Here is a 25,795-nt window from a genome sequence, read left to right as displayed (position 1 = left end):
ATGATGATCGGAGTATAGATGATTTTTGAACATGAGATACCCGATGGCAGTAAGCTCTATTTTGCCGAATCAGCGAAAAAAAAGCGCCAGATAGAAACGGTAGCATCAGACATCCTCTATGCGGAGGGATTCGATGAGATAGTAACTCCGCTGTTTTCGTATCATCAACATCTAAGTATACCAGATGAGCGTGAACTGGTACGCGTGAACGACAAGCAAAACCATAAGATGACGCTTCGAGCGGATTCTACCATCGATGTCGTGCATATCATAGACAAAAGACTCGGACGCAATACTTCTCACAAAAAATGGTTCTACATCCAGCCCGTCTTCAGGTATCCATCGATAGAAAGATATCAGGTCGGGGCCGAATTTTTGGGAGAGAGCTCGCTTTCACGCGTGATGAGTAGTGCGCTAAAGATATTTCAGGCATTGAAGCTCAAACCGCTGGTTCAGATATCCAACATGCGTATACCGGCGATATTATGCAGAATGTTCGATCTGAATCTGGATGATTTCCGTCATATTAACATAGAAAAATTTTTGAGTTTGAATGTGGACTGGCTAAACAAACTTGTTTATCTTCAATATGTCGAGCAGATCGATGAGATCATCACGATGGTTCCCCAAGAGATCAAGACGGAACTCTTGAAGATGAAAGAGCTTTGCAGCGAACTGTCCTGCGAAAATACGGTTCTTTCACCGCTGTATTATGCGGAGATGCTATATTATGACGAACTTTATTTCAGGGTAATCGAAAAAAATGAAGTCTATGCGCGCGGCGGAAGATATAAAAATGATGAGCTCACCTCCGTGGGCTTTGCAATATATACAGATACTTTAATAGAAACTTTGAGCAAGGAAGATATAAAATGAGAGCGGATTTAATTGTAGGGATACAATGGGGTGACGAAGGAAAAGGCAAGATAGTCGATCTTTTGGCACAAAAATATGATGCGGTAGCACGTTATCAAGGCGGACACAATGCGGGACATACGATCGTAGTCGACGGCAAAACACACGCTCTTCATCTTATTCCGTCGGGAATATTAAATCCTAAAGCGATCAATATTATCGGAAACGGGGTTGTTGTATCGCCTGAAGCGCTCATAAAAGAGATGAAACAGTTCGAAAATCTTCTCGGACGTCTGTATGTCAGCGAATCGGCTCATATGATCTTAAACTTTCATATAGCGATAGATCAGGCAAAAGAGAAGCTTCGCGGTTCAAAAGCGATCGGTACGACGGGGCGTGGAATAGGGCCTGCATACAGTGAAAAAGTTGCTCGTCAAGGCTTTAGACTCGGTGAACTTCGCGACATCGACAAGCTCGTGGCAAAAGCTATGGAGTATTTTGAACAAAACAGAGCCGTATTTGACGCACTCGGCGTCGAATGTCAGGGTGAGATGTCGCTAAGAGCCGAACTTGAAGAGTATGCAGCAAAACTGCTTCCTTTCTTGGCAAATACGACCCAGATGACATGGAAACTTTTAGACGAAGGCAAAAAAGTCCTTTTAGAAGGTGCACAGGGAACGCTTCTTGACATAGACCATGGTACGTATCCGTTCGTTACGTCCTCTTCGACCATCAGTGCAGGCGCATGTACGGGGCTTGGGATCAATCCAAAAGATATCGGGCATATCACGGGTATCGTAAAAGCTTACTGTACACGCGTAGGAAACGGCCCTTTCCCTACGGAAGACTTCGGCAAAGACGGCGATATATTAAGACAAAACGGTCATGAGTTTGGGACCACCACGGGCCGTCCCCGCCGCTGCGGCTGGTTTGATGCCGTAGCGTGTAAATATGCAAGCCGAATAAACGGATGTGACACGCTGAGCATTATGAAGCTTGACGTACTTGACGGGTTTGAAGAGATCAAAGTATGCGTGGCATATGAAGTCGACGGACAAGAGATAGATTATATGCCTGTAGATCTGGAGAACGTAAAACCCGTTTATAAGACTTTTAAAGGATGGGAAAAGTCTGTCGGAGCAAGAACGTTAGAGGAACTGCCTGCAGAAGCAAGAGAGTATCTCGATTTCCTTGAGAAGATAACACAGACAAAGATCGGTATGATTTCGACATCTCCTGATAGAAATGATACAATACTTCTATAAAAAAGATCTAACCGGCTTATGAGATGTCCAGTTTCATAAACCGGTTCACATAGGAACGATTATGAAAACGCGTTACACGCCACTTCTTAAAATCAAAAAGAATGATCTGGACAGATGTGAACGTGAATTGCAACAGGCAAATGCAAACTTAAAAAGTGCAGAATCTTCACTTGCAGAAGCATACGGCACTCTTCAAAGCCTCCAACTTCCAAAAAGCGGCAAGATACAGGATATGTTGTCCGCCAAAGCCTATATCAACTCCCAGAGACTGATCGTAAACGATAAAAAAGACTGGGTATTATTTGCTTCTAAACAGGTCGATGCGGCAATTTCCAAGCTGAAGAGTTCAAACGTAGAATATGAAAAATTCAAATATCTGAATCTCGAAGAGGTTAAAAAAGCTCTAAAGCAGAGAAGCATCAAAGAATCAAAAGATCTGGATGAGATCGCGATAATGACACATAACGGAAAAGGAAATATATGAGATACCTGTTTTTGGTTTTACTGATAACGATAAACCTTTTTGCAATAGAAAAAAATGACAAGCTTTTTGAATGTACGAAAGTCTTTGAAGACAGAAAGAACGAACTTTTAGTGGAACTTGAACGCATAGACGAGCAAAAACAGGCTCTTGACGCATTAAAAGTGGCGACAGAAGAGCTTTTAAAGAAAAAAGAGAACGATCTTAATGTAAGAGAAGCAAAAATAGATGAAAAATATGACGACGTCAATAAAAAAGAGGCTTCCATAAAAGCGATGCTTGAAGAGAACAAGAAGGTTTTAGAGACGATAAAAAATACAAAAATGGATAAGATCTCCCAGACATATTCAAAGATGAAGCCGGCGGCAGCAGCGGGGGTTCTTGCCGATATGGACGAGAATATCGCTGTTAAGATTTTGGCATCGCTCAAACCGGCGATAGTCGGAAAAATATTGACAAAAATGGATCCGCAAAAAGCATCGAAACTCACGATTATGCTCACAAAAACGGAAGCTCAATAGAGGAGAAAAAAGAGTTTAAACCAGCACTAAAAAAAGGTAATGAAGACGGTTAAAATAAAAAGCCGGACAACTAATTATTTCTTTACCTTTTTTATTGTAAAATAATAAAATTTTAAATAGGGCTTAGTATGAAAGTTTCACTCAAAACTGTACCGCATATATCAAGTAAAATAGCGATAGATTTAAATAAAAGTGGTGTCGTTACAATGACTAAGGGTTTAGAAGCAGTAGCGCATGAAGCGGAAAAAGTTTTATTGGAAAATATAAAACAAGAGATGGCTTTAGAAGAAAAAGTCCACGAGATCGTCGATGACAATGAGGACCAGATAGAGTTTTATCTGGCGGACGAACGTCAGCTGTTCTTTATGATTAAGAAAAAATTAGCACCTGAATACGGGGTCATTTTGAATTATGAGGAGCGTTACTCCGACCTTTCACACAAAATATTGGATGAACTTTATGAAGAGGATCTGATACATTTCGATGTAACGGAGAACCGTATTAAAAATATTATCTACAACTCCATAACTTCGTTTATCGCAGATAACGACGAGATTGAAAATGCTGTAAGAGACAAGATAAGTTCATATAAGCGCAATATTATCCCCGGTACGGACGACTATGAGATACTTTATGAAAAACTTTTCCATGAAGAGCTGCAAAGAAGAGGAATGGCATGATGCAAAAAGTTTGGTTATACCTTGAAAATGGAACTTTTTTAGAAGCAAACAGTTTTGGTGCGAGTACAACAAACGTCGGTGAAATAGTTTTCAATACGTCGATGAGCGGATATCAGGAGATCATGTCTGATCCCTCTTACGCAGGTCAGTTTGTTACTTTTACTATGACGGAGATAGGCAACGTCGGTGTGAACGATGAAGATATGGAGAGCAAAGCAGCACACGCAAAAGGGATGATAGTTCGTCAATATCAAGAGCGCTACTCCAACTTTAGAGCAGAGGGCTCGCTTTCGGATTTTCTTAAAAAACACAATGTCATGGGGATCTGCGACATCGACACCAGATATCTTACGAAGATGATCAGAAAAGAGGGCTCGATGATGATGGTCGCTTCGACCGAAGTGAACAGTAAAGAGGAACTTAAAAAGATATTGGAGAGCTCTCCGCGTATAGAGGATGTGAACTATATAGAAAAAGTCAGTACAAAAGAGAGCTATGTTCATAAAAACGGAACATATGACGCTTTTAACTTCAAATACAATGACGCGCCAAAACCCGAGGCTAAAATAGTCGCTATAGATTTCGGCGTGAAAAGAAATATATTAAACGAGCTTACGCAGGCGGGAATGCAGGTGGAAGTCGTTCCTAACACTTTTAGCGGCGACGAGCTTATCTCAAGATACAACAGCAAAGAGATCGACGGCGTGTTCTTGTCAAACGGTCCCGGCGATCCGCTTGTATTGAAAAAAGAGCATGAGCAGATAAAAAAACTGATCGAAGCAAAGGTTCCGATGTTTGGGATCTGTCTGGGGCATCAGCTTCTTTCCATCTCCCACGGGTATGATACTTTCAAGTTAAAGTTCGGACACCACGGAGGCAATCACCCCGTAAAAAATGTAAAAACGGGCGTGGTGGAGATAACCGCACAAAACCATAACTATAATGTTCCAGAAACCATTGTCGAAGTGGCCGAAGTTACTCATATGAACCTTTTTGACGATACTATCGAAGGGCTTCTGTATAAAGACGGACCGATATTTTCGGTACAGCACCATCCCGAATCAAGTCCCGGGCCAAAAGAGAGCAGATATATATTCGGTGAATTTCTTTCACTTATGAAATCTCAAAGATAGGAGTTATCACTCTTTTGAGATATTACTTAACATAAAGTTAACACTTTAACGTTAAAATTATAAAAAAAAGAAATAATTACCAATGAACAGTATTGAACTAACGGCTATCATAAGCTTCGCATTTCTCGCCTCTATAGGACATTGTGTCGGTATGTGCGGCGGATTTATCATGACATACACCATGGCGAAAGTAAAACCTACCGCCTCCAAAGTGACTCAATCGCTGTATCATCTCTCCTACAATCTCGGGCGTGTGTTCACATATACTATTTTAGGTGCGTTTTTTGGATATTTCGGTTCTTTATGGGAGATAAATCCGCTTGCCAGATCCATTATGTTTACCGTCGCAGGTATACTGATGGTGGTCATGGGACTCTCTTTTGCGGGGAAATTGAGATTTTTGAACTCCATCGAAATCCCGATCGGCAATTACAGCTGGTTTAAAAGGATATTCACTTATCAGATGAACTCCGGGAACAAAAGCAGTTTTTTCGTCTTGGGGATGCTCAACGGACTTTTTCCATGCGGGCTGGTCTATACCATGCTTGTAACCGCAACAACCACTTCTTCGGCATTTTACGGCGCTTTGGTCATGTTCGTCTTTGGTATATTCACGATCCCGACCCTGTTCACTTTTGCTTTTGTGATCAGTTTGTTCTCAGGTCAGAAATTTCGCTCGTTCATGATCCAGTTCGCTGCATTGACGGTTATTATTTTCGGAATATGGACCATTTATAAAGCATATCTTCAATTTGACTATTGGTACAACACGAACAAAGAGGCGGAAAAGATCGAGTCCGCGCAGATGAAATTCGGTCCCGCTATGAAGTGTGCTCCGGGCAAATGCGGCATGGGGAAATGCGGCTCAAAAAAATAACATTTTTGTTATAGTGTTACGAAATTCTACAATCATATTAATTTTTCCTTAAAATTAATTTTTACTAACGTATTGCAACTAAATAATTAAATTTTTATATTTCTTCTGCTATTATGATGCTGTTTATAGTCTATACTTGTGTATAGACTGTTACGCTTTGAATCTTGAAGGAGGCTATATATGGAAAATCGTCCATTAGAGTATGACTATACAGTTGCTAAGATGTTCATGCTTACAACAATTCTGTTAGGGATTGTAGGTATGCTTATCGGTGTAATTTTGGCTGTAGAGCTGGCTTTTCCTAGTGCTAATACTATGCTAGGCGGGTTAGGTCTTAACGAATTTACGAACTTTAGTCGTTTACGTCCACTGCACACTGATGCAGTTATTTTTGGTTTTACGTTAAGTGGTATTTGGGCTACTTGGTACTATGTTGGTCAACGTGTATTAAAAGTCTCGATGGCAGAATCCAAGGTATTAATGTTCCTTGGTAAATTACATTTCTGGTTATATTTACTAGTCGTTGTATCTGTTGTCGTTTCTCTTTTTGCGGGTGTTACAACATCAAAAGAGTACGCAGAGTTTGAATGGCCTATCGACATCGGTGTCGTTTTGGTCTGGGTTATTTGGGGGTTAGGTTTATTCGGTCTTATCGGTATCCGCCGTGAAAGATCGCTTTATATTTCGATTTGGTATTATATTGCTACTTTCTTGGGTATAGCAATGCTTTATCTATTCAACAATATGGAGATCCCGACCATACTTGCGACTTCACCTGCAGGTGAGACCGGTATAGGTGCTTGGTACCATTCGATCTCTATGTATTCAGGTACGAACGATGCTCTTGTCGAATGGTGGTACGGACACAATGCGGTTGCATTCGGCTTTACCGTTCCTATCGTTGCAATGATCTATTACTTCCTGCCAAAAGAATCAGGTCAAGCTGTTTATTCATATAAACTGTCTTTACTTTCTTTCTGGGGATTGATGTTCGTTTATCTATGGGCAGGCGGACACCACCTTCTTTTCTCTACAGTTCCTGACTGGATGCAAACTATGGGTTCTATCTTCTCTGTAGTTTTAATTCTTCCGTCTTGGGGTAGTGCTATCAATATGCTTCTTACAATGAAGGGTGAGTGGCAGCAAGTCGCGACATCTCCATTGATCAAGTTTATGATTTTGGCTTCGACTTTCTATATGTTCTCTACATTAGAGGGACCGATTCAAGCTATAAAATCTGTAAATGCTATCGCTCACTTTACTGACTGGATCATCGGTCACGTTCATGACGGTACACTTGGCTGGGTCGGATTTATGATTATGGCGGCGCTTTTCCATATGGCTCCACGCGTATTCAAACGCGAACTATATTCAAAATCGTTAATGGGAACTCAATTCTGGATTCAAACTTTAGGTGTTGTTTTATATTTCACTTCTATGTGGATTGCCGGTATCACACAAGGTATGATGTGGCGTGCCCACGATGAGTACGGTAACTTGGCTTACTCGTTCATCGATACGGTTTCAGCGCTACATCCTTATTGGACAATTCGTGCTGTAGGTGGTTTATTGTATCTGGTAGGTTTCTTCATGTTCGCATACAATATCTATAAAACTATGACAGCCGGTCGTCGTGTTGAAGAGAGCGAGTTACAAAACGCTTCTCCTATGGCAGCGTAGAAAGAAGGGGGAAAATAATATGTTTCATTGGTTAGAAAAACATCCGTTCTTTTTTGCGGTAGGAGTTTTTGTCGTTATTGCGTTTGCAGGTTTAGTAGAGATACTACCGAACTTTGCACAAGCCGCTCAGCCGGTAGTCGGTACTAAGCCATATACTATATTGCAGATGGCAGGCCGCGAAGTTTATATCAAAAATAGCTGTAATGCTTGTCATTCACAACTTATTCGTCCATTTAAAGCTGAGACTGATCGTTACGGTCACTACTCTTTAAGCGGAGAGTATGCTTATGATCGTCCATTCCTTTGGGGTTCAAAACGTACAGGTCCGGATCTTCACCGTGTCGGTAACTATCGTACTACCGATTGGCATGAAAATCACATGAAAGACCCGGCGGGCGTTGTCCCTGGTTCTGTAATGCCGGCATATACCTGGATGTTTACAAACTTAGCTGATATCGACACTGCATATGCGGATCAATTGACAAATGCAGAATTTTTCAATGTGCCATACAACAAACCTGTACCTATGAAAGACGGCAGTACAGTTACGGTTCCAATGGCAAAATCAGTAGCAGACGCTCACGCAATGGCTTTGGCTGAAGCAAAAGTGATTACTGCTGATATGAAAGATAAAAATGTACAAGATATGGTTGCGGCAGGAAAAATTCCTGAAATCGTAGCTTTGATCGCATATTTGAACAGTTTAAAATAGGGGTGAAAGTGGATATAGTTCAACTTCAAGGATACGCCTATTTTGGACTCGTTGTATTTATGGTTGTAATTCTTTACAGTTATATTTATCATCTATACAGCAGCGAGAAAAAAGGTGTAAAAGATTATGAGAAGTATGGAAATATCGCTTTAAACGACGAGATCGATGATGCTCCGGTTGAAAAGATCTCTAAAGATGAAAAAAATAAGTAGGAGGCATATATGAATAAGCTTTATTTGGCAGCTGTGGTATTTGTTGCTGCGATGCTAGGTTTTACATATGTTGCGATGGATATCAAGGGCGGCTTAAATGGTGACATTGTCAACATGCTGGCTATACTCGGTGCAATCGCGCTAGTAATCGTATCGGTTTTTGTTGTTACTAAATATGTTCGCCAAATGCAGTCAGACACAGCTGGCGGTGAACTTGCAGATGAAAAATGGGACGATATAGGTGAATATAAAAATCCACTTCCAATGGGATGGGCGATTATATTTTTTGGAATGATTATTTGGGCAGGATGGTATTTTGTAGCCGGGTATCCGGTAAACGCATATTCTCAAATCGGCGAGTATAATGAAGATTCGGCTGCAGCGAACGCTAAGTTCGAAAAGAAATATGCAAACCTTAGCCAAGAAGAGCTACACAACATGGGTGAGTCGGTATTCTTAGTCGATTGTGCGCCTTGTCACGGTCTTGCTGCTGACGGTATGGACGGTAAAGCTGCTAACCTTAACAAGCGTTTAGAAGCAAAAACCGTAGCGTACGTGATAAACCACGGATCAAACAACCATTTAGCCGTACATCAAGAGATGACGAACGGCAAGCTGGTCAAAACTACGAGTATGATGCCTGATCGCAACGGATTGTTCAATTCAAGTACGAATGCTCTAATCACTGATGCTGAGATAGAAAAAGTTGCAAAATATGTTTCTAACGGTATGAAAGGTGACGGTGCCGATATCTTTGCAGCTACTTGTTCATCTTGTCACGGTCCTGATGGTAAAGGTATGGATTTTGTTGCTCCGAACATAGCTGCGTTTACTCCGGCTTTCGTTGCAGATATATTATCACACGGCAAAAAAGGTGCTATAGGTACTATGCCGGCATTTACTAATCTAAACGATACTCAGATTAAAGCCGTATCAACTTATATCACAGACATAAGTAAAGGAGAATAGTAATGGAAAATAATTTCAAAGGTTCCGGTATATTTTCACTTGACGGGATTACGGGTATGTTAATAGCTACTGTCTTATTACTATCTATCCTAGCAGGATTGACTGTGTGGGGATTAGGTGTTCAAAACGCCAACCAGCAGAAATTCTATAAAATCACTGATGAAAAATCCATCAAAATGATAGATACTACAAGCGGCACTCACCGTGTCCTTGTAAACTAAGGAGTCAAATTATGGATAAAATTATAACAATCGGTTTAGCCGTATTGGCAGTAATCACTCTGTGGTCGGTTCTTACTCCTAATCACCTATTTATAGGTTAAGAAAACTTGAATAAGTTTAAAAGAGGGCTTTTTGCCCTCATTCTCTTCTTTTATTCCATCAATCCCCTATATGCAGAGTATTTATATAAAGATGAAGTGATCTTCAATCCGAAGTTGACGCATGACGTCGAAGTTATGGGCGAAGAGCTGCATGACAAAACGGGTATTGCCCTGCGTCTTGTCGTCTTAAAACAGCTAGATGCCAATCAGACCATTGTCGATTATGAAAAAAATTTGATAAAAAACTTTAGCGAACCGACTATATTATTGACTTTTTCAGAGGTAAATAAAAAAGTCGATATACTGGCTCGTCCGAAATCTTTATACAAATATTTTGACAGAAGACAGGTGTTGTCGCCTACAGCGACCGGGTTGCAGGCGTTCTTTATGGCTGTTTTCTTCAGCAATAGTTTTGATGATTTTAAAGAGAATGTAACCAATTACGGCGGTACTATCATCCCTATCCTTGCAGAGAAAGCAAAAGGGGCAGAGATAGTCAACAAATACAGCGCAGCGTTGTTTAACGGTTATGCAGATATAGCAGAGCAGGTCGCACTGTCTAAAAACGTTAAGTTGGACAGTGCGGTGGGCAACTCCAACCGTTATACGATCGAAGCGGTCAAAGTTGTATTTTACTTATTTGTAATATATGGACTTTATTTATACTTGAGAAAAAAATTCTACATGAAGAAGAATAAAAAATGAAAAAAAACAGCGGTATGATTTGGCCGATTGCCATAGGTTTGTCAATACTCGGTGTTGTCGGACTGGGTGCATGGACGATAGTCGAAACCTCTAAGGCTCCTGTCGAAGAGAGCGATATCTACATGACCTATTATCAGGATGCGGATGCGAATGCAAATAAAATAATAAATGCGACAATAGCGTTTAATAAAAAGTATAACATCCAATATCTCGGTAAACGCCTGGACCCGAACAATTCACAGATCATCTATAAGATCACGACAAAAGAGGGAAAAAATGTTGATAATGCGAAAGTTAAAGTTATTATTACCAGACCTCAGACGCATCAATTTGATATGACATTGAACGATCCTAAAGTCAGTGACGGAACATACAGTTTTGAAACAAAACTTCCCGGAATCGGCAGATGGAATATCATGGCTCAGATCGAAGTAGGTGATAATAAACGTTTTTTTAATTTAAAAACAGATACTAGAACTGACGCAAAGCCGACAGAATACTAAAGGTATGCAAGCAGAAACTCTTATCTTTCCTACGACTCGTGCGATCAGGCACGAGTTGCTTTCACTGAAAAAATCAACCCTTTTTTTACAAAACTACATAACCGTCTCCGAATTTATCGAGAGAGCCTGCATCGTAGAGGGTTTTACAAAAATAGACAGTGACACGCGTCTTCTTCTGCTTTTGGAAGCATCGGATTTTAAAGAGTTCGAATCCCTTCATATAGAAAGAAATTTTTTTACCTTCACCCAGAACAGCAGTTATATATTTTCCCTTTTTACAGAGCTCGGCGGAGAAAAAGTAGAGCTTGACGATCTTGAGCTTGCAGATACGTACGGAGATTATGAAGAGCATATAGCAATACTCAAAATTCTCTATAAAAAATATGAGGTGATCTGCCGCGAAAAAAAGATATTTGACCCGATCTTTTTACCTAAATCGTATAAATTTAATGCGGAGTACGTAAAAACATTAGGTGAGATAAGAGTTGTCGTTGAAGGGTATTTGACGGCATTTGAGATCGAAATCTTGCAAAAGTGCAGTGAGGTCGCGGATTTAAAAGTAGAGATAGCCACGACTGCTTTTAACCAAAAGATAAGAGAGAGATTCAAATCTCTCGGATTTTCCTTAGAAGGCGGGTATACCTATCTTTTGGATTTTAACGGTAAAAAGATTTTAGATGCGCAAAAAATATTTAAAAATACCGATATCGAATGCAGCGGTTTTAGTGAGCGTCTGTTGCAGGCCGCTTTTGTAAAGCAGAAGGTTTATGAATATATCCAAAAAGGCTTAAAGCCCGAAGATATCGTGGTCATACTTCCCAATGAGTCGTTTGCATCCATTTTAAGACTGTATGACGATCAAACGAACTTTAACTTTGCTATGGGAGAGGATTTCAAACGAACCGAAGCCTATATGCATCTAAATGCTGTATGCGAATATATAGAAAATCCCACTGTACAAAACGGTGCAAGAGTGCAAAGATACGGATCGTCATTTTACGAGCTCCTGTCTCCGATCTATTACGCCGATATGAAAAAAGTGGATTTTAAAGAGCTGATAGAAAGATATACAGACTCTTTACGGATAAGTTCGCATAAAAAGGTGATCGAAGAGGAGCTGTACGGTTTTGTACGATTAAAATATCTGTATGAAGAGTTTAATCTTAGGTCGACTCTTCATCTTTTCATGCAAAGACTTGCCCAAAGAAGCGTGGATGACGTTCGAGGAGGAAAGATAACCGTGATGGGCGTGCTTGAGAGCAGATATGTTCGCTACAAAGGTGTCATTATGGTCGATTTTAACGACTCTGATGTTCCTAAAAGAAGTGAAAAGGATCTGTTCTTAAACTCGGATATCAGAGCTCTTGCAAATTTGCCGACGCAAAACGACAGGGAAAACCTGCAAAAACATTACTACGCGCTGCTTATCGACAGAGCACAATATGTAAGCATCTCTTACGTCGCTTCGACATCTTCGATGCCCTCAAGATTCTTAACGCAGCTCGGTATAGAAACAAAAGAGATAGAGAACGAAGCGGCATTTGCAGCCATACTGCATAAAAACGTGCCGCAAGAGAAAAAAGAATCGGATGAAGAGATAACAGGTGAATATGATTTTTCAAAAATAAGACTTTCTGCGACATCGCTGAAAACGTTTTTGGAGTGTAGAAGAAGGTATTACAATAGATATATCATGCAGCTTGAAAAACATGAGTTTCCGCAGGATTTTCCGACAGAAAACAAAATAGGACAGGATCTGCATGAAGCCCTCAGAAACGTTTATTTGAAAAGATCCGTTTACACGGACAAAAGGGAGCTGCAAAGTGCGATATATAAAGAACTCGAACGTATCAGCGGAAGCAGTTCTCTGGAGCACTACCAATTAAAACTCTGGAACAAGAAATTGAATTCTTTCGTAGAAAACGAGATGCAAAGATTTGAGCAGGGGTATGCGGTCTATGATTGTGAAAAATCGCTTACATGCAAGTTTGCCGGTATGGAACTTACAGGTCAGATAGACAGGATCGATATAAAAGAGGAAAAACTTTTCGTACTTGACTATAAAAGCGGAAAGTATCCTTCCTATACAACAAGAACACTTCAAAAAGCTACGGATTTTCAACTAGAGTTTTACTATCTTCTGGCCTCGACGATCAAAAAGGTAGACGCTTGCGGATATTATGATTTAAACAGTGGAAAGATCGTGGACGAAACACTCCTTGAAGAGAAACTGGAGCTTTTACAAAGACATCTAAAAGAGATGCTTGAACAAAAAAGTTTTAGTTTTGACAAAACCGAAGATGAAAGCAAATGTCAGTATTGTGAATTTGTATATCTGTGTGGACGTGGATGATGTTTAAAAATAAATTGGCCTACGAGGCGAGTGCGGGAAGCGGAAAGACTTTCAATCTGGTCGTGAGATATCTGAGTCTTCTTTTTATGGGAGCATCGCCTTCAAAAGTGCTGGCACTCACCTTTACGAATAAAGCTGCTTCGGAGATGCAAGAACGCATTGTTCTTACGCTTAAAGAACTTCAAAACAGAGATGAGCTTGATGTCATTTGCGATGTTACCGCAATACCGAAAGATGAGATACTTAAAAAGAAAAAAGATGTTTTAGAGCAATTCTTAAATGCAGACGTGAAGATAATGACGCTTGATAAATTCTTTGCAAAGATACTTAGAAAGTTTTCACTTTACGCAGGACTGATGCCCAACTTCACGACATTTGCATCGCAGCATGAGCAAAAACTCTTTGCGCGCTTTTTGGACGAGGTAAGCGTAGCTTACAAAGATGAAACGCTGATCGATCTCTCGCTTATGATGGACAAGCGCGTGAGCGACATCTTTTCACTGCTCGATGAGCTTTACTCAAAACTCTCGGAGATAAACAAGCTCTCATTTGCGTATGCGCCTTATAAAGAGTACGAGCAAAAAGTACTTGATGCGTTTTTAAAGATACGTCAGGCGGTGCTTGCATGCCGGGATGCTTCGACTACCGTGAAAAATGCGGTCGAGGGAGAAGAGTTCGAGTCCGTCTTGTCAAAAGCGTGGCTTTCAAGGGATACGCTTGATTATTCGACGTTTAAAAAGTGTTATCAGCCTTTCATGGACGGCGAGCTAAGAGTTATAAAAGAGAACGTAGAACTCTATATGAAAGCCCGCGAACAGAGTTTTTTCAGTTCACTTTTTGCTCTTTTAGATACTTATGTCAAAAGCAAAAAAGCGCTGGCTTATGAGATTGCAGAGCTTGGATTTGACGATATTTCGGCTCTTGTGCATGAACTTTTAAGCAGCAGGATCGACAGTGAGTTTCTCTATTTCAGGCTGGATTCCAAGATAGAACATATCCTGCTCGATGAGTTTCAAGATACAAGCGTACGGCAGTATGAGATACTCCGTCCGCTTATCAAAGAGATCACTTCGGGAGAGGGAGTGCATAAAAACGGAAGTTTTTTCTTTGTAGGAGACGTCAAACAATCTATCTACAGGTTTCGCGGCGGTGTGAGTGCCCTTTTTGATTTTGTGCGTCAGGATAACGATGTAGAAGTGGAACCGCTGGTAGTAAATTACCGTTCTCAAAAAGAGATCGTGGATTTTGTAAACAGCGTGTTTAGAGAGAAGATCAAAGGCTACAAAGACCAAAGCGTCAAGACGGACGCCGCGGGAGGATATGTCGAGGTCGTTAAAAGCGATGATATCTTACAAACGACGCTTCTCAGACTTCAAGAGCTAATAGACCTTAAAGCGAATTTAAACGAGATAGCCGTACTTACGGCAACCAACGGTGACGGGCAGGAGATCGAAGCGGTACTGAAAAATGCCGAAATAAATGTCGTGACGGAAACGACGACAAAACTGATAAATCAGGATGTCGTAAAAGCGCTTATCGAGTATCTGAAATACCTCTATTTCAAAGAAGAGATATACGGACACAACTTCTTTGCGCTGCTCGGACGTGAAAACTCTGCGCTTGCAAAAGTAGATGTAAATGTTCTTTCTTTGCAAGAGATAGTAAAAGATGCCATCGACAGATACGATCTTTTCGACGGAGAGTTTCATCTTCTTCGTTTTATGGGTATGCTGGAGAACTATCAGGATATAGAGCAGTTTCTTTTTGAGTATGAAAGAGACGATACGACTGCTGCGGCATCTGATCTAAACGGAGTAAGAGTACTTACCGTACATAAATCAAAAGGGCTGGAGTATGCGCATGTTATCGTGATGGACAGATTAAAAAAAGCCCCTCCCTCCCGTGCCCCTATCATCTATGAGTATGACGGAGTAGAGCTGCGTAACATCTATCTCAGGATGAGCGGCCGCGATGCTTTGGACAGCTCTTATGCAGCGGCCCTTCAAAAAGAGAAAAATCTCGTCGCAGAGGATAATCTAAACGCCCTGTATGTCGCGTTTACAAGGGCAAGAGAGAATCTTTTTATCGTTAGCAAGGAAAAAGATTCCGTTTTCGAACCGTTGAATCTGGAAGCAGTGAGTTACGGTGTTTTAGAGGTAAAAGAACATGCGCAGGTGAAAAAAATACAAAAGACACCTCTTGAGTACAAAGCACTGCGTTACGGAATACAAACGGATATCTTGTCAGTTGCCAAAGAGGAGGAAGATGACCGTCGTGCTCTCAATTTCGGTCTGGCTCTTCACTACTGTCTGGAGATGATGCAGGAATTTACAAAAGAGAGTCTGCAAAGCGCTTACAGCGTAATGTTAAACAGATATGGGAATATTCTTGATGCGGATGAACTTGCAGGTATTCAAAAACGTATAGAGGTGCTTTTAAAAAATGAACGCTTCTTAGAACTTGTAAAGGGTGAGCATTTTAAAGAGAAAGGGATGTTGGTAAAGGGCGAGCTCAGATATATGGACCTGCTTGTAAAACGAGTCGAGGGCGGGTATAATATCATCGATTATAAAAGCTCCCAAAACCCTAGTGAAAACCATGTCAAACAGGTGCTTGGATACAAAAGAGCGGTGCAGGAGATCACGTCGTGTGAAGTGAGAGGATACCTCTGCTATCTTCATGAAGACGAGACAAAAATAAAAGAGGTTTTATGAGCTTATAAAAACCTTAATTTAAGGTCATTATAAGTTTATATAGATATACTTTCGCCACTTTAATTCGACGAAAGGTTCGAGAATGAAATTTACAAAAATTGCAACTCCTGAACAAATCGATCAAAAATGGGTTTTGATCGATGCTGAAGGGAAGACGTTTGGACGTATCGTAACTGAGATCGCTACTCGTCTTCGCGGTAAAGATAAACCGTGTTATACACCGAATTTCGATTGTGGTGATTATGTGGTTGTAGTGAACGCTTCAAAAGCTGTATTCAAAGGTGCAGGTAAGATAGCCGGTAAAGAGTATTTTACTCACAGCGGTTACTTTGGATCGACTAAAAGCGTTAAAATGACCGAGCTTTTAGAAAACAATCCTGAGAAACTATTCAAACTGGCGACTCGCGGTATGCTACCAAAAACAAAACTTGGTGCTAAAATGCTTAAAAAACTAAAAGTGTATGCAGGTGCAGAACATCCTCATACTGCTCAATTAGCGAAGTAAGGACATATAGATGGCTAATAAAATATATGCAACAGGACGTCGTAAGTCTTCAATAGCAAAAGTGTGGTTAACTCCGGGGACTGGTAAAATCACAATCAACGGTCTTTCATTAGACGCATGGTTAGGTGGTCTTGAAGCGAAAAAACTTCGTGTAAAACAACCACTTGCATTAACAAAACAAGATACATCGGTTGATATCGTAGCTACTACATTAGGCGGTGGTTTCGGTGGACAATCCGATGCATTACGCCACGGTATCTCTCGTGCACTGGTTAAGTTCGACGCATCGTTTAGAGCGATCCTTAAACCAGAAGGCATGATGACTCGTGATTCACGTACTGTTGAACGTAAGAAACCGGGTCTTAGAAAAGCACGCCGTTCACCGCAATTCTCTAAACGTTAATCGTTTCATGGAAAAAGCCCTTTGGGGTTTTTCCGTTTTTCTCTTCAAAAAACAATTTTCACCTTTTAACTGCTATAATTCCTCTAAAAAGATTTTATATGATACGCTATTTCTATCTTTTGATCATCTTTATCTCATTGCACGCATCGACGCTGCATCTTGCTACCTCCGCGAATCCTTCGCGTTTAAATCCTATTTTGGCGACGGATTCAAGCTCATCGGAAATAGCTGATTTTATATTTAACGGTCTTGTAAAATACGATAAAGACTCATCTACCATCATCGGCGATCTGGCGGAGAAGTTCTATTTTGAAAACAACACGACGCTTATTTTCAAACTTCATCCAAACGTAAAGTGGCAGGACGGAGCTCCCTTTAGTTCCAAGGATGTGGTCTTTACGTACGATCTTATAAATTCAAAAAACGTAGTTTCACCCTACAGCGCGACTTTTCGCATGGTCAAAAGCGTCGAAGCCCTCGACAAGGATACCGTAAGGGTTACCTATAAAAAACCCTATTTTAAAGCACTGGAAACATGGATGATGGGTATTTTGCCCTATCATATACTAAAAGACGAAAAAAATCTTATGAACTCCTCTTTTAACACGCATCCCATAGGAACAGGAGCGTATAAACTAGAGCGTCTTGAATACTCAAAAGATATAGTCTTGAGTGCGAACGAGAACTATTTTTTAGGACGTCCGAAGATAGACAAGATCGTCTTTCATGTCATCCCCGACCCTATGACGCGTTTTTTGATGCTAAAGTCGGCAAAGATAGATGTCGGCTCGCTTGAACCGATGGAGCTTGAAAGACAGGTGAACAAGAACTTTTTCAAGATTTTTAACAAATATGAAGATATTGCTCACTCCTATACGTATCTCGGATTTAATTTAAGAAAGAAAAAGTTTCAAGATCCGCGTGTCCGCGAAGCTCTCTCGTTGGCTATCGACAGAGAAGAGCTGGTAAATATCCTGTTTTTGGGACATGCGAGAGTCTGTACAGGTCCTTTTTTACCGACGGGAGCCGCTTTTAACAAGGATGTCAAAGCGCCAAAACAGAACATAAAAAGAGCCAAAGAGCTTTTACGCGAAGCCGGATATGATCAAAAGCATCCCCTCTCTTTTGAGATAACGACGTCAAACTCCAGCTCCGTACGTCCTTATGCCGCGCAGATACTGCAGTATCAGCTTCACAAAGCGGGAGTCAAAGTAACGCTGCGCGTTATGGAGTGGCAGGCATTTTTAAATATGGTGGTCTTTCCAAGAAAGTTTGATACCGTACTTTTGGGCTGGTCACTCTCATCTACGCCCGATCCCTATCTTTTGTGGCATAGTGACAACGATAAAAAAGGCGGGTTTAATTTTATAGGGTATCATAACAAAAAAGTTGACCATGAGATCGACGTGATGCAAAATGTGGTGGATAGAAAGAAGCTGGCACATATCTGGCAGAGTATCTTTGCCGATATCACAGCCGACAACCCGTATCTGTTTTTGTTCATCCCCAATAACATAGCCGTAGCCAACAAAAAAATAAAAAATATCGAGCCGAGCCCTAGCGGGATCTGGTATAACTACAAAGACTGGGAGATCACAGATGAGTGAAAAAAGTACATTTGACAATAGAGCCGAAGGCTGGGACAGTTCAAGCATGCGCGTGCAGCTTGCGCAAAATACTTACAATGCGATCGTAAAAGAGATACCGCTGAAAGACGATATGGATGTTATCGATTTCGGCGCGGGGACCGGGCTTTTGAGCAGAAATATCGCTTTACATGTAAATTCTTTGCTGGGCATAGATACTTCGCGGGGAATGCTTGAAAAACTCGATGCTTTGGAGATGGACAACGTCGTTTCCTGTTACGGCGATTTCTGCGAGTTTAAGAGCGTGAAGAAGTATGACGGGATCGTAAGTTCCATGACGATGCATCATATCAAGGAACTGGACAAACTCTTTACAAAGATGCATGAACTTTTAAAAGAGGGCGGCTTCATCGCGATCGCCGATCTTATGAGCGAAGACGGGACTTTTCATCCGGATAACGAAGGAGTGCATCATTTCGGGTTCGATGAAGATGAGCTTGTCCATATAGCAAAAAAGCACGGCTTTAAAGAGGTGCGCTATGAAAAGATATTTGAAGTGGAAAAAGAGGGCAAAAATCCTTACGGCATCTTTTTGCTGACGGCAAGAAGATGACGATACTCTTTGATCTGGACGGAACCCTTATAGATTCGACAGAAGCCATATTGGAGAGTTTTTACAAAACATTTGAAATATTCGATCTTCCTTTCCCAAAGGAAGCGGATATAAAAGCTTTGGTGGGACATCCGCTTGATGTTATGTATAAAGAACTCGGAGTCGAAGAAAAGATCGTTTGGGATCTGGTAGATGCTTATAAAGAGCATTATAGAGAGATATCGACGCAAAAGACGGTGCTTTTGCCGTTTGCAAGAGAGGCCGTGGAACTTGCAAGTAAAAATGCAAGAGTCGGTGTCGTTACGACAAAAACCGGCAAATATTCCAAGCTTTTGATGGAGCATTTTAACGTAATGAAACATTTTGAAATATTAATCGGCAGAGAAGATGTAAAAAACCCGAAACCGCATGCCGAGCCCATACAAAAAGCGATAGATTTTTTAAGGGTCGACAAGGAAGATTGCTGGATGATCGGAGACACGAGAATGGATTTGATTTCAGCAAAAAATGCAGGCATAAAAAGTGTCGCAGTGATAAGTGAATACGAAGCTGTAGAGGAATTGAAAAAGCATACGAATATAATAAAAAGTAATGCACTGGAAGCCGTCCGAAGTATCCTAAAATAGGTAGATATAACACAACTTTATCATCTTCATAAATAACATTCTTCAAACAAGCTATATTTAAGAGCAAGTTTCATAAAATACTCCAAACGTAAAAACAATTCTTTTTTGAATTTCAATATGTAAGGGGACTTTAATGCTAGAAATCAGATGGCACAGCCGTGCGGGACAGGGTGCTGTTACTGGTGCAAAAGGCTTGGCAGACGTTGTTTCAACGACAGGAAAAGAGGTGCAGGCTTTCGCATTTTACGGATCTGCCAAACGTGGAGCAGCGATGACTGCGTATAATCGTGTTGACGATAAACCGATAATGAATCACGAAAAATATATGAGTCCGGATTATGTTTTTGTTATAGATCCGGCTTTGGTTTTTACGACAGACGTTACTATCAACGATAAAGAAAGTACGGTCTATATCGTTACTACTCATATGAACACCGATGAGCTTGTGGCTGCACAGCCTAAGCTTGCAGGTAAAAAAGTCTACACGGTCGATTGTATCAAAATCGCTCAAGAGACTATCGGACGTGCTATTCCAAATACGCCGATGCTCGGCGCGTTTATGAAAATCTCGAATATGTACGACATAGAGTTCTTTAAAGAGAATATGAAACGTATCCTGGGTAAGTTACCTCAAAAAATCATTGATGCAAATATGCTGGCTATCCAGCGTGCATACGATGAAGTGAAATAAGGAGTGAATGATGGCAAATAAAGGGTGGGATGAATTCGAAATCGGTGCGATGCTTCGTTCGTTTAACGGTCCTGTTAAAGATGTTGCATTAATTCATCAAGAAGATAGAGCTTATTCGGAAAATAACTCTTTTACTGCAAGTGTCGCAGACTGGCGTATAGAAAAACCGGTGTTTAACAAAGACTTTTGTATCGATTGTCAATTTTGTTGGATATATTGTCCGGATATCTCTATTATCTCTCGTGACAAAAAGATGGTAGGTGTCGATATGGATCACTGTAAAGGATGCGGGATTTGTGTCGAGGTGTGTCCTACAAATCCGAAATCGCTTCTTATGTATTCAGAACAGACAGATGAGGAAGAAGCACTTGCTGCTTGGCCTAGTAAAGATGAAGGAGAAAACTAATGGCATTTGATAAAATGGAACTACGAGACATTGAAGTTTGGGACGGTAACTTTGCTGCTGCTCAAGCTTTGAGACAATGTCAGATAGATGTTGTTGCCGCATATCCTATTACCCCATCGACTCCTATCGTCGAGGGTTATGCTAAGTTTTTAGCAGACGGTTATGTGGAAGGCGAATTTGTTATGGTCGAATCCGAGCATGCTGCGATGTCAGGGTGTATCGGTGCTTCTGCCGCAGGTGGACGTGTTGCGACTGCGACTTCGTCTCAAGGTCTTGCGCTTATGTCTGAAACGCTTTATCAAGCTTCAGGTATGCGTTTACCGATCATTTTGAACCTTGTCAACCGTGCGCTTGCTTCTCCGCTTAACGTTAACGGTGACCACTCTGACATGTATATGGTCAGAGACAGCGGCTGGATACAGTTCGATGCATACAATCCGCAAGAGGCGTATGACTTGAACTTCATCGCTTTTAAAGTAGCCGAAGATCATGATATCCGTTTGCCGGCTATCGTCAATCAAGACGGTTTCATGACGTCTCATACCGCACAGGGCGTAAAAACTCTAAGCGATGACGTAGCTTACGGATTTGTCGGCGAATTTAAGCCTATGAACGATATGCTTGACCTTGACCACCCTGTAACTCATGGTGTTCAAACGGAAGAGGATTGGCATTTCGAGCATAAAGCTCGTCAGCATAGAGACCTTATGACAAAGGTGATCCCGAAAATTGAAGCGGTGTTCGATGAGTTTGAGAAATTAAGCGGACGTAAATACAATATCGTAGAAAAATATGACATGGATGATGCAGATGTTGCAGTCGTATGTCTGGGAACATCGGTAGAAACTGCACGCGAGGTTGCAAAAGAGATGAGAGAAAACGGAATCAAAGCGGGTGTCGTCGGTATCCGTGTTTTAAGACCGTTCCCTTTCATGCAGATCGCAGAAGCACTTAAAGACGTAAAAGCGATAGCGGCACTTGACCGTTCATCTCCAAACGGAGCGGCGGGTATGCTGTTCAACGAGATTGCGGGTGCGCTTTACAACACCGGTTCCAAAGCTCTGCTTTCAGGTTATGTATACGGTCTTGGAGGTCGTGACTTGACAAAAACACATCTAAGAGACCTGTATAAAGAGCTTCAAGCAAATGCAGACGCAGGTAAAGTAACAACTCAATTACAGCAGTTTATCGGCGTTCGCGGTCCGAAACTGGCATTTTTATAAAAGGAGATTCTTATGAGTGAAATGAAAAAAATTAAAAACTTAAAAGAGTTTTCAACATCGGCGGATCGCTTTGAGGGGGCAAACCTTCTTTGTCCCGGTTGTGCTCACTCTATCATTGTTCGTGAAATCTTAAATGCGACAAACGATGATCTTATCCTTTCGGCGTCTACGGGATGTCTGGAAGTGTGTACGGCAGTTTATCCATATACGTCTTGGGATGCTTCTTGGATACATATCGGTTTTGAGAACGGTTCGACTGCAGTTGCAGGTGCAGAGGCAATGCACAAAGCGCTAAAAAGAAAAGGGCGTCTAAAGCAGCCTGATCGTGAGCCTAAGTTCGTTTCTTTCGCAGGTGACGGTGCGTCTTACGATATCGGTTTCCAATGGATCTCGGGATGTATGGAACGCGGTCACAACATCATGCACGTCGTACTTGATAACGAAGTATATGCAAATACGGGAGGACAGCGTTCAAGCTCTACTCCTATCGGTTCAAGCGCTACTACTTCTCCTGCTGGACGTATAAGCTACGGTGAAAAGAAAAACAAAAAAGATATGCTTTCTATCATGGCGGCTCATCAGGTTCCATATGTAGCGCAGGTCGCTCCAAACAAATGGAAAGACATGGTGAAAAAGATCCAGCACGGTCTAGCTGTGGACGGACCTGTATTTATCAACGCGATGAGTGCTTGTACGACAGAGTGGAAATTTGATCCGAAAGATACTATGAGTATCTCTGATCTGGCGACGGATTCTTTGGTATTCCCTCTTTACGAAATAATCGACGGTCATGAACTAAACATCACTTACCGTCCTAAAAACATCGTTCCTGTAGAGGAATATCTTGCAGCACAAGGACGTTTTAAACATCTATTCAAAGATGAGTACAAATATCTTATCAAAGAGTGGCAAGAGCGTATCGATGCTCAGTGGGCGTATCTGCAACGCCGCGAAGAAGCACGCGTATAATAAAAGCTTCATCTTCAGTAGCCCCAAGGGCAATTGTCCCTTCGGTCGGGCACGCACTTGCGTCCAAATCGGACGTCGGTGCACTGTTAGTGCTACCTCAGTCCGACTTGGACACAATCTACACTAAATCTAAAACTTTTTGACCTTTTCCTTTTTGACTTCTTTAAAATAAAATATTAACGCTTTCTCCAAGTTACGGTAATGGAAAAATAATGGTAAAATCACAAGAAAAATAGGAATGATAATATGAATATTTTACTCGCAATGGACAGTGACGATGTCGAAGAAGCAAAACTTTGCAGAATAAACGACGTTAAAAAATGGGCTTTGGTCGTAGTGGAAGAGGGTGAGATCGTCGAAGTCTTCTTTGAAGAAAACAGAGGAGATTTCAAGATTTTTGCCGAAACGGCCGTCGTATTTGACGACAACGAATATGTCTGGCCTTTTATGGAGGAGCAGATGCAGGTTCTTGTGGCTCATACCCAGAGATATATCGACGACATCGTAGAAGCATATCTGTTTAAAGAACTTCATGAACTCGCGTATTAAAGAGCTCATTTCCCCCTTGCCCGGTTTTACTATCTTGCATGCAAGAGCAGAAGAAGATGCGTTGACGCCGATACTCAGCAGTATGCTTCAAGAAGCGGGCGGAACGCTGAATCTTGCGATATATGAGCCAAAAAACGAGGCAGAAGAGTTTGACGACAACGTAAAAGTACAGTATGTGGAAAACTACGACAAAGTGTTCCGTGCACTGCCAAGAGACAACGATATCGTCATCTTGCAAGACGTGCTTGCAAAACACTCCGATAAAGAACGGATGCTTAAAAACGCTTATATGACCCTGGCAAATGCGGCGCAGATAATCATTATGGAAAAAAAGGGCGTAATGGATATCGATGAAGTAAAATCATGGCTGTATGAGCGAGAGTTTCGCGCGGCCAACGAGATAGAGATCATCGACGGTTATGATCTTATTATGGCAAAGAAGATGCATATGTGGGGTAACGGTCTGTAATGCCGAGTTCTCAAAAACATACGACGGTGCAAAGCGAAGACGGCACGTTTACCGCCTTTTCAAAAGAGTTCGGTGAGCATTATCATTCTACAAAGGACGGCGCGCTTACGGAGTCCCTGCAAAAACATGTCATCCCGGCATTTGAGCTTTCAAAAAACAAAAGTGAGCTGACGATCCTTGATATCTGCTTCGGTTTAGGGTTCAATACGCTTGCGACACTTTACTACATGAAACGCGAGGGGATACAAAAAAAACTTTCTGTCTATTCACCTGAGTTTGATAGAGAGCTTATCAATTCTTTACAATACTTTCAATATCCCGATATTTTCGATGATCTTAAAAAGATCATCGTCTCGCTTTCAACGACGGGCGAGTATAAAGACGATGACCTGCATGTAAGCCTCTACCTCGGTGATGCAAGAGAGTATCTTCTCATATGTAAGGAAAAGTTCGACATCGTGTATCAGGACGCTTTTTCACCTGCTGCTAATCCGCTTCTTTGGACCAAAGAGTATTTCAAAGATATTAAAAAGCTTATTAAAGATGACGGTGTGCTGACGACGTACTCTGTCTCTTTGGCGACAAGACTCGCTTTGCATCAAAACGGGTTTAATATTTACCTTGCGACACCTAAAGGGTGCAGAAGCTCCACGATCGCTTCTCCTTCGCCAATTGAAGGATATGAGGTGGTAGATATGCCTCATAAGATCCTTTGCAATCCCGGTGCAAAAGCTTTAAGCGACGCCGATATACAGTCTCTTTAAAACGGTGATGATGCTTTGCACCGCTTTGTCCGATGTAGTCTCATTGACGGTATGGTACCCGATCGTCGGTATCTGAAGGGTCGTACCCTGTATAGCTCCCTTTGTGGCATGGATAAGCCTTCCCAGCTCGGTGACGCCGATCGAGCCTTTAGTTCCGTTTTGAGCCATTTTGTTTTTGAGATAGGTGTCTTTGAACTGGTAACGTATCTTCTCTTTTATCGCGATCTTTTTGATCTTCTCTTTTAGCGATGATCGGAAAACGGCATTTGCATCTCTGTGTCTGAGTACTATATCTATATTTTTTAACTCTTCAAGCGTCTTGTAGGGACTGGTATCTAAAACAAGCAGTTCATCGGTCGAAATATCGAACCGCTTGAACCATTCGAGCAAAAATCTCCAGCTTTTTCCCGCTTCTTCAGAAGATGTGAAAAATGCCGTTCCCCGGTATCCTATCTGGTACATATAGATGATGATGGCGACCGAGAGAACGTTGTCAAGCTGCGCGCTGATGAGGTCGTCTTTGATCTCCAGCTTGTCCATAAAAGCGATCGGTGTTCCGGGAAAAAGATGGTCGAACCCTTCGACTTTGAAGATGATGTTGTTTCGTCTTGTACAAAGATATGCTTCCTTGATGACGCCAAGACCCAGATAGCTTCCCGACCACGGCTGATACGCCTGGACCTTTTCATCCACGAAACGGCTCGTAAAGTTGTTTAGCATTTGCTCAGAGTTTGAGTTTCCCGTCAGATCGGCTCTGTTTTTTGCTATGAATGCCGCATACTGAAACTCGTTGTGTCCGGTGCAGATAAGCCCGTTTCTATCCGAATGAGCAGAGAGGTATCCGCTTGAGGGGTCATCTCCTTTTGCGACCAAAACGCCGTCATAGTATTCGACGGTAACGCCTATCTCTTCGAGCTCGCGCTTGACGAACATAAAAAACGGGTGCTCGGCCCCTACGACGCTCGGTATGCGTATCAATTGTTTTAAAATATCGTAGAACTGTTCCATG

At 41.5% G+C, this 25,795-nt stretch carries 30 protein-coding genes; 29 read left to right on the top strand and 1 reads right to left on the bottom strand.

The features are described from left to right. The first annotated feature begins 18 nt into the window (after positions 1 to 18). The 29 genes from WCY03_RS10500 (at position 19) to WCY03_RS10360 (ending at position 24,786) form a co-directional block, all read left to right on the top strand. Positions 19 to 876 carry an ATP phosphoribosyltransferase regulatory subunit gene (locus WCY03_RS10500; protein WP_345992753.1) on the top strand — a complete coding sequence of 286 codons (858 nt, stop codon included), beginning with the start codon at positions 19 to 21 and terminating at the stop codon, positions 874 to 876. After that, positions 873 to 2,120, top strand: coding sequence for an adenylosuccinate synthase (locus tag WCY03_RS10495; RefSeq protein WP_345992752.1), 1,248 nt, complete (start codon positions 873 to 875; stop codon positions 2,118 to 2,120). The genes WCY03_RS10500 and WCY03_RS10495 overlap by 4 nt, the downstream gene beginning before the upstream one ends. Positions 2,121 to 2,181: 61 nt before the next feature. Continuing rightward, positions 2,182 to 2,604, top strand: coding sequence for a flagellar export protein FliJ (locus tag WCY03_RS10490; protein ID WP_345992750.1), 423 nt, complete (start codon positions 2,182 to 2,184; stop codon positions 2,602 to 2,604). Continuing rightward, positions 2,601 to 3,122, top strand: a complete 522-nt coding sequence (locus WCY03_RS10485; RefSeq protein ID WP_345992748.1) for a PDP protein — start codon at positions 2,601 to 2,603, stop codon at positions 3,120 to 3,122. Before WCY03_RS10490 ends, WCY03_RS10485 begins: the two co-directional genes overlap by 4 nt. A 128-nt stretch (positions 3,123 to 3,250) precedes the next feature. Then, the gene (locus WCY03_RS10480; protein ID WP_345992746.1) at positions 3,251 to 3,802 is read left to right on the top strand and encodes a DUF507 family protein; all 552 of its coding nucleotides are present in this window, start codon (positions 3,251 to 3,253) and stop codon (positions 3,800 to 3,802) included. Next, positions 3,802 to 4,935 carry a glutamine-hydrolyzing carbamoyl-phosphate synthase small subunit gene (gene carA / locus WCY03_RS10475; RefSeq protein WP_345994086.1) on the top strand — a complete coding sequence of 378 codons (1,134 nt, stop codon included), beginning with the start codon at positions 3,802 to 3,804 and terminating at the stop codon, positions 4,933 to 4,935. Before WCY03_RS10480 ends, carA begins: the two co-directional genes overlap by 1 nt. An 82-nt stretch (positions 4,936 to 5,017) precedes the next feature. Then, positions 5,018 to 5,812, top strand: a complete 795-nt coding sequence (locus WCY03_RS10470; protein WP_345992744.1) for a sulfite exporter TauE/SafE family protein — start codon at positions 5,018 to 5,020, stop codon at positions 5,810 to 5,812. A gap of 180 nt (positions 5,813 to 5,992) precedes the next feature. Continuing rightward, complete coding sequence (gene ccoN, locus WCY03_RS10465) at positions 5,993 to 7,492, top strand: cytochrome-c oxidase, cbb3-type subunit I (RefSeq protein ID WP_345992742.1); 1,500 nt, start codon at positions 5,993 to 5,995, stop codon at positions 7,490 to 7,492. Positions 7,493 to 7,511: 19 nt separating this feature from the next. Then, on the top strand, positions 7,512 to 8,204 hold the full coding sequence (ccoO, locus tag WCY03_RS10460; RefSeq protein ID WP_345992740.1) for a cytochrome-c oxidase, cbb3-type subunit II: 693 nt from the start codon (positions 7,512 to 7,514) through the stop codon (positions 8,202 to 8,204). An 8-nt stretch (positions 8,205 to 8,212) separates the two neighbouring features. Next, the gene (locus WCY03_RS10455) at positions 8,213 to 8,416 is read left to right on the top strand and encodes a cytochrome c oxidase, cbb3-type, CcoQ subunit (RefSeq protein ID WP_345992739.1); all 204 of its coding nucleotides are present in this window, start codon (positions 8,213 to 8,215) and stop codon (positions 8,414 to 8,416) included. 9 nt (positions 8,417 to 8,425) lie between these two features. Further along, positions 8,426 to 9,385 (top strand): c-type cytochrome, encoded by a 960-nt coding sequence (locus WCY03_RS10450; RefSeq protein ID WP_345992738.1) that lies wholly within the window; start codon positions 8,426 to 8,428, stop codon positions 9,383 to 9,385. Positions 9,386 to 9,387: 2 nt separating this feature from the next. Continuing rightward, positions 9,388 to 9,606, top strand: a complete 219-nt coding sequence (locus WCY03_RS10445) for a DUF4006 family protein (RefSeq protein ID WP_345992736.1) — start codon at positions 9,388 to 9,390, stop codon at positions 9,604 to 9,606. 11 nt (positions 9,607 to 9,617) lie between these two features. Then, positions 9,618 to 9,707: a hypothetical protein gene (locus WCY03_RS10440; RefSeq protein ID WP_345992734.1), complete on the top strand. Its 90-nt coding sequence runs from the start codon at positions 9,618 to 9,620 to the stop codon at positions 9,705 to 9,707. A gap of 6 nt (positions 9,708 to 9,713) precedes the next feature. Next, the gene (locus WCY03_RS10435) at positions 9,714 to 10,412 is read left to right on the top strand and encodes a 3-dehydroquinate dehydratase (RefSeq protein WP_345992732.1); all 699 of its coding nucleotides are present in this window, start codon (positions 9,714 to 9,716) and stop codon (positions 10,410 to 10,412) included. Further along, positions 10,409 to 10,915, top strand: a complete 507-nt coding sequence (locus tag WCY03_RS10430; RefSeq protein ID WP_345992731.1) for a FixH family protein — start codon at positions 10,409 to 10,411, stop codon at positions 10,913 to 10,915. The genes WCY03_RS10435 and WCY03_RS10430 overlap by 4 nt, the downstream gene beginning before the upstream one ends. Before the next feature lie 4 nt (positions 10,916 to 10,919). Beyond that, entirely contained in the window at positions 10,920 to 13,268 is a 2,349-nt protein-coding gene (locus tag WCY03_RS10425) for a PD-(D/E)XK nuclease family protein (RefSeq protein ID WP_345992729.1), read from the top strand. Next, positions 13,268 to 15,982: a RecB-like helicase gene (locus WCY03_RS10420; RefSeq protein ID WP_345992727.1), complete on the top strand. Its 2,715-nt coding sequence runs from the start codon at positions 13,268 to 13,270 to the stop codon at positions 15,980 to 15,982. The genes WCY03_RS10425 and WCY03_RS10420 overlap by 1 nt, the downstream gene beginning before the upstream one ends. 82 nt (positions 15,983 to 16,064) lie before the next feature. After that, a complete protein-coding gene (rplM, locus tag WCY03_RS10415) occupies positions 16,065 to 16,487 on the top strand; it encodes a 50S ribosomal protein L13 (RefSeq protein ID WP_345992725.1) in 423 nt (140 codons plus the stop codon). 10 nt (positions 16,488 to 16,497) lie between these two features. Then, positions 16,498 to 16,890, top strand: coding sequence for a 30S ribosomal protein S9 (gene rpsI / locus WCY03_RS10410; protein ID WP_345979754.1), 393 nt, complete (start codon positions 16,498 to 16,500; stop codon positions 16,888 to 16,890). 98 nt (positions 16,891 to 16,988) lie between these two features. After that, positions 16,989 to 18,497, top strand: coding sequence for a peptide-binding protein (locus WCY03_RS10405; RefSeq protein ID WP_345992724.1), 1,509 nt, complete (start codon positions 16,989 to 16,991; stop codon positions 18,495 to 18,497). Continuing rightward, positions 18,490 to 19,089 (top strand): class I SAM-dependent methyltransferase, encoded by a 600-nt coding sequence (locus tag WCY03_RS10400; RefSeq protein ID WP_345992722.1) that lies wholly within the window; start codon positions 18,490 to 18,492, stop codon positions 19,087 to 19,089. Before WCY03_RS10405 ends, WCY03_RS10400 begins: the two co-directional genes overlap by 8 nt. Continuing rightward, entirely contained in the window at positions 19,086 to 19,715 is a 630-nt protein-coding gene (locus tag WCY03_RS10395) for an HAD family hydrolase (RefSeq protein WP_345992720.1), read from the top strand. Before WCY03_RS10400 ends, WCY03_RS10395 begins: the two co-directional genes overlap by 4 nt. A gap of 133 nt (positions 19,716 to 19,848) precedes the next feature. Then, positions 19,849 to 20,406 carry a pyruvate flavodoxin oxidoreductase subunit gamma gene (locus tag WCY03_RS10390; RefSeq protein WP_345992718.1) on the top strand — a complete coding sequence of 186 codons (558 nt, stop codon included), beginning with the start codon at positions 19,849 to 19,851 and terminating at the stop codon, positions 20,404 to 20,406. Between the two features lie 10 nt (positions 20,407 to 20,416). Beyond that, on the top strand, positions 20,417 to 20,812 hold the full coding sequence (locus WCY03_RS10385; protein ID WP_345992716.1) for a 4Fe-4S dicluster-binding protein: 396 nt from the start codon (positions 20,417 to 20,419) through the stop codon (positions 20,810 to 20,812). Then, positions 20,812 to 22,035, top strand: coding sequence for a 2-oxoacid:ferredoxin oxidoreductase subunit alpha (locus WCY03_RS10380; RefSeq protein WP_345992714.1), 1,224 nt, complete (start codon positions 20,812 to 20,814; stop codon positions 22,033 to 22,035). Before WCY03_RS10385 ends, WCY03_RS10380 begins: the two co-directional genes overlap by 1 nt. A gap of 12 nt (positions 22,036 to 22,047) precedes the next feature. After that, entirely contained in the window at positions 22,048 to 23,004 is a 957-nt protein-coding gene (locus WCY03_RS10375; protein ID WP_345992712.1) for a thiamine pyrophosphate-dependent enzyme, read from the top strand. A gap of 246 nt (positions 23,005 to 23,250) precedes the next feature. Then, complete coding sequence (locus WCY03_RS10370) at positions 23,251 to 23,553, top strand: hypothetical protein (RefSeq protein ID WP_345992710.1); 303 nt, start codon at positions 23,251 to 23,253, stop codon at positions 23,551 to 23,553. Then, entirely contained in the window at positions 23,537 to 24,022 is a 486-nt protein-coding gene (locus tag WCY03_RS10365; protein WP_345992708.1) for a hypothetical protein, read from the top strand. The genes WCY03_RS10370 and WCY03_RS10365 overlap by 17 nt, the downstream gene beginning before the upstream one ends. After that, complete coding sequence (locus WCY03_RS10360) at positions 24,022 to 24,786, top strand: MnmC family methyltransferase (RefSeq protein ID WP_345992706.1); 765 nt, start codon at positions 24,022 to 24,024, stop codon at positions 24,784 to 24,786. The genes WCY03_RS10365 and WCY03_RS10360 overlap by 1 nt, the downstream gene beginning before the upstream one ends. Here WCY03_RS10360 and WCY03_RS10355 read toward each other — a convergent pair. Next, complete coding sequence (locus WCY03_RS10355; protein WP_345992704.1) at positions 24,757 to 25,794, bottom strand: peptidase M42; 1,038 nt, start codon at positions 25,792 to 25,794, stop codon at positions 24,757 to 24,759. The two genes, WCY03_RS10360 and WCY03_RS10355, sit on opposite strands and share 30 nt — an antisense overlap. Position 25,795: the final 1 nt, after the last annotated feature.

This window comes from Sulfurimonas sp. HSL-1716 (assembly GCF_039645975.1).
GTDB lineage: Bacteria > Campylobacterota > Campylobacteria > Campylobacterales > Sulfurimonadaceae > Hydrocurvibacter > Hydrocurvibacter sulfurireducens.
The sequence above is the reverse complement of the archived record's forward strand: the minus strand, read 5'-3'. Positions and strand labels throughout refer to the sequence as shown.

Coding starts and splice junctions, on each gene's coding strand:
- ccoO (WP_345992740.1), top strand. CDS start 7,512: ATGTTTCATTGGTTAGAAAAACATCCGTTCTTTTTTGCGGTAGGAGTT.
- WCY03_RS10495 (WP_345992752.1), top strand. CDS start 873: ATGAGAGCGGATTTAATTGTAGGGATACAATGGGGTGACGAAGGAAAA.
- rpsI (WP_345979754.1), top strand. CDS start 16,498: ATGGCTAATAAAATATATGCAACAGGACGTCGTAAGTCTTCAATAGCA.
- WCY03_RS10450 (WP_345992738.1), top strand. CDS start 8,426: ATGAATAAGCTTTATTTGGCAGCTGTGGTATTTGTTGCTGCGATGCTA.
- WCY03_RS10360 (WP_345992706.1), top strand. CDS start 24,022: ATGCCGAGTTCTCAAAAACATACGACGGTGCAAAGCGAAGACGGCACG.
- WCY03_RS10365 (WP_345992708.1), top strand. CDS start 23,537: ATGAACTCGCGTATTAAAGAGCTCATTTCCCCCTTGCCCGGTTTTACT.
- carA (WP_345994086.1), top strand. CDS start 3,802: ATGCAAAAAGTTTGGTTATACCTTGAAAATGGAACTTTTTTAGAAGCA.
- WCY03_RS10395 (WP_345992720.1), top strand. CDS start 19,086: ATGACGATACTCTTTGATCTGGACGGAACCCTTATAGATTCGACAGAA.
- WCY03_RS10355 (WP_345992704.1), bottom strand. CDS start 25,794: ATGGAACAGTTCTACGATATTTTAAAACAATTGATACGCATACCGAGC.
- WCY03_RS10470 (WP_345992744.1), top strand. CDS start 5,018: ATGAACAGTATTGAACTAACGGCTATCATAAGCTTCGCATTTCTCGCC.
- WCY03_RS10485 (WP_345992748.1), top strand. CDS start 2,601: ATGAGATACCTGTTTTTGGTTTTACTGATAACGATAAACCTTTTTGCA.
- WCY03_RS10390 (WP_345992718.1), top strand. CDS start 19,849: ATGCTAGAAATCAGATGGCACAGCCGTGCGGGACAGGGTGCTGTTACT.
- WCY03_RS10400 (WP_345992722.1), top strand. CDS start 18,490: ATGAGTGAAAAAAGTACATTTGACAATAGAGCCGAAGGCTGGGACAGT.
- WCY03_RS10405 (WP_345992724.1), top strand. CDS start 16,989: ATGATACGCTATTTCTATCTTTTGATCATCTTTATCTCATTGCACGCA.
- WCY03_RS10370 (WP_345992710.1), top strand. CDS start 23,251: ATGAATATTTTACTCGCAATGGACAGTGACGATGTCGAAGAAGCAAAA.
- WCY03_RS10480 (WP_345992746.1), top strand. CDS start 3,251: ATGAAAGTTTCACTCAAAACTGTACCGCATATATCAAGTAAAATAGCG.
- WCY03_RS10375 (WP_345992712.1), top strand. CDS start 22,048: ATGAGTGAAATGAAAAAAATTAAAAACTTAAAAGAGTTTTCAACATCG.
- WCY03_RS10385 (WP_345992716.1), top strand. CDS start 20,417: ATGGCAAATAAAGGGTGGGATGAATTCGAAATCGGTGCGATGCTTCGT.
- WCY03_RS10445 (WP_345992736.1), top strand. CDS start 9,388: ATGGAAAATAATTTCAAAGGTTCCGGTATATTTTCACTTGACGGGATT.
- ccoN (WP_345992742.1), top strand. CDS start 5,993: ATGGAAAATCGTCCATTAGAGTATGACTATACAGTTGCTAAGATGTTC.
- rplM (WP_345992725.1), top strand. CDS start 16,065: ATGAAATTTACAAAAATTGCAACTCCTGAACAAATCGATCAAAAATGG.
- WCY03_RS10380 (WP_345992714.1), top strand. CDS start 20,812: ATGGCATTTGATAAAATGGAACTACGAGACATTGAAGTTTGGGACGGT.
- WCY03_RS10490 (WP_345992750.1), top strand. CDS start 2,182: ATGAAAACGCGTTACACGCCACTTCTTAAAATCAAAAAGAATGATCTG.
- WCY03_RS10440 (WP_345992734.1), top strand. CDS start 9,618: ATGGATAAAATTATAACAATCGGTTTAGCCGTATTGGCAGTAATCACT.
- WCY03_RS10500 (WP_345992753.1), top strand. CDS start 19: ATGATTTTTGAACATGAGATACCCGATGGCAGTAAGCTCTATTTTGCC.
- WCY03_RS10430 (WP_345992731.1), top strand. CDS start 10,409: ATGAAAAAAAACAGCGGTATGATTTGGCCGATTGCCATAGGTTTGTCA.
- WCY03_RS10420 (WP_345992727.1), top strand. CDS start 13,268: ATGTTTAAAAATAAATTGGCCTACGAGGCGAGTGCGGGAAGCGGAAAG.
- WCY03_RS10425 (WP_345992729.1), top strand. CDS start 10,920: ATGCAAGCAGAAACTCTTATCTTTCCTACGACTCGTGCGATCAGGCAC.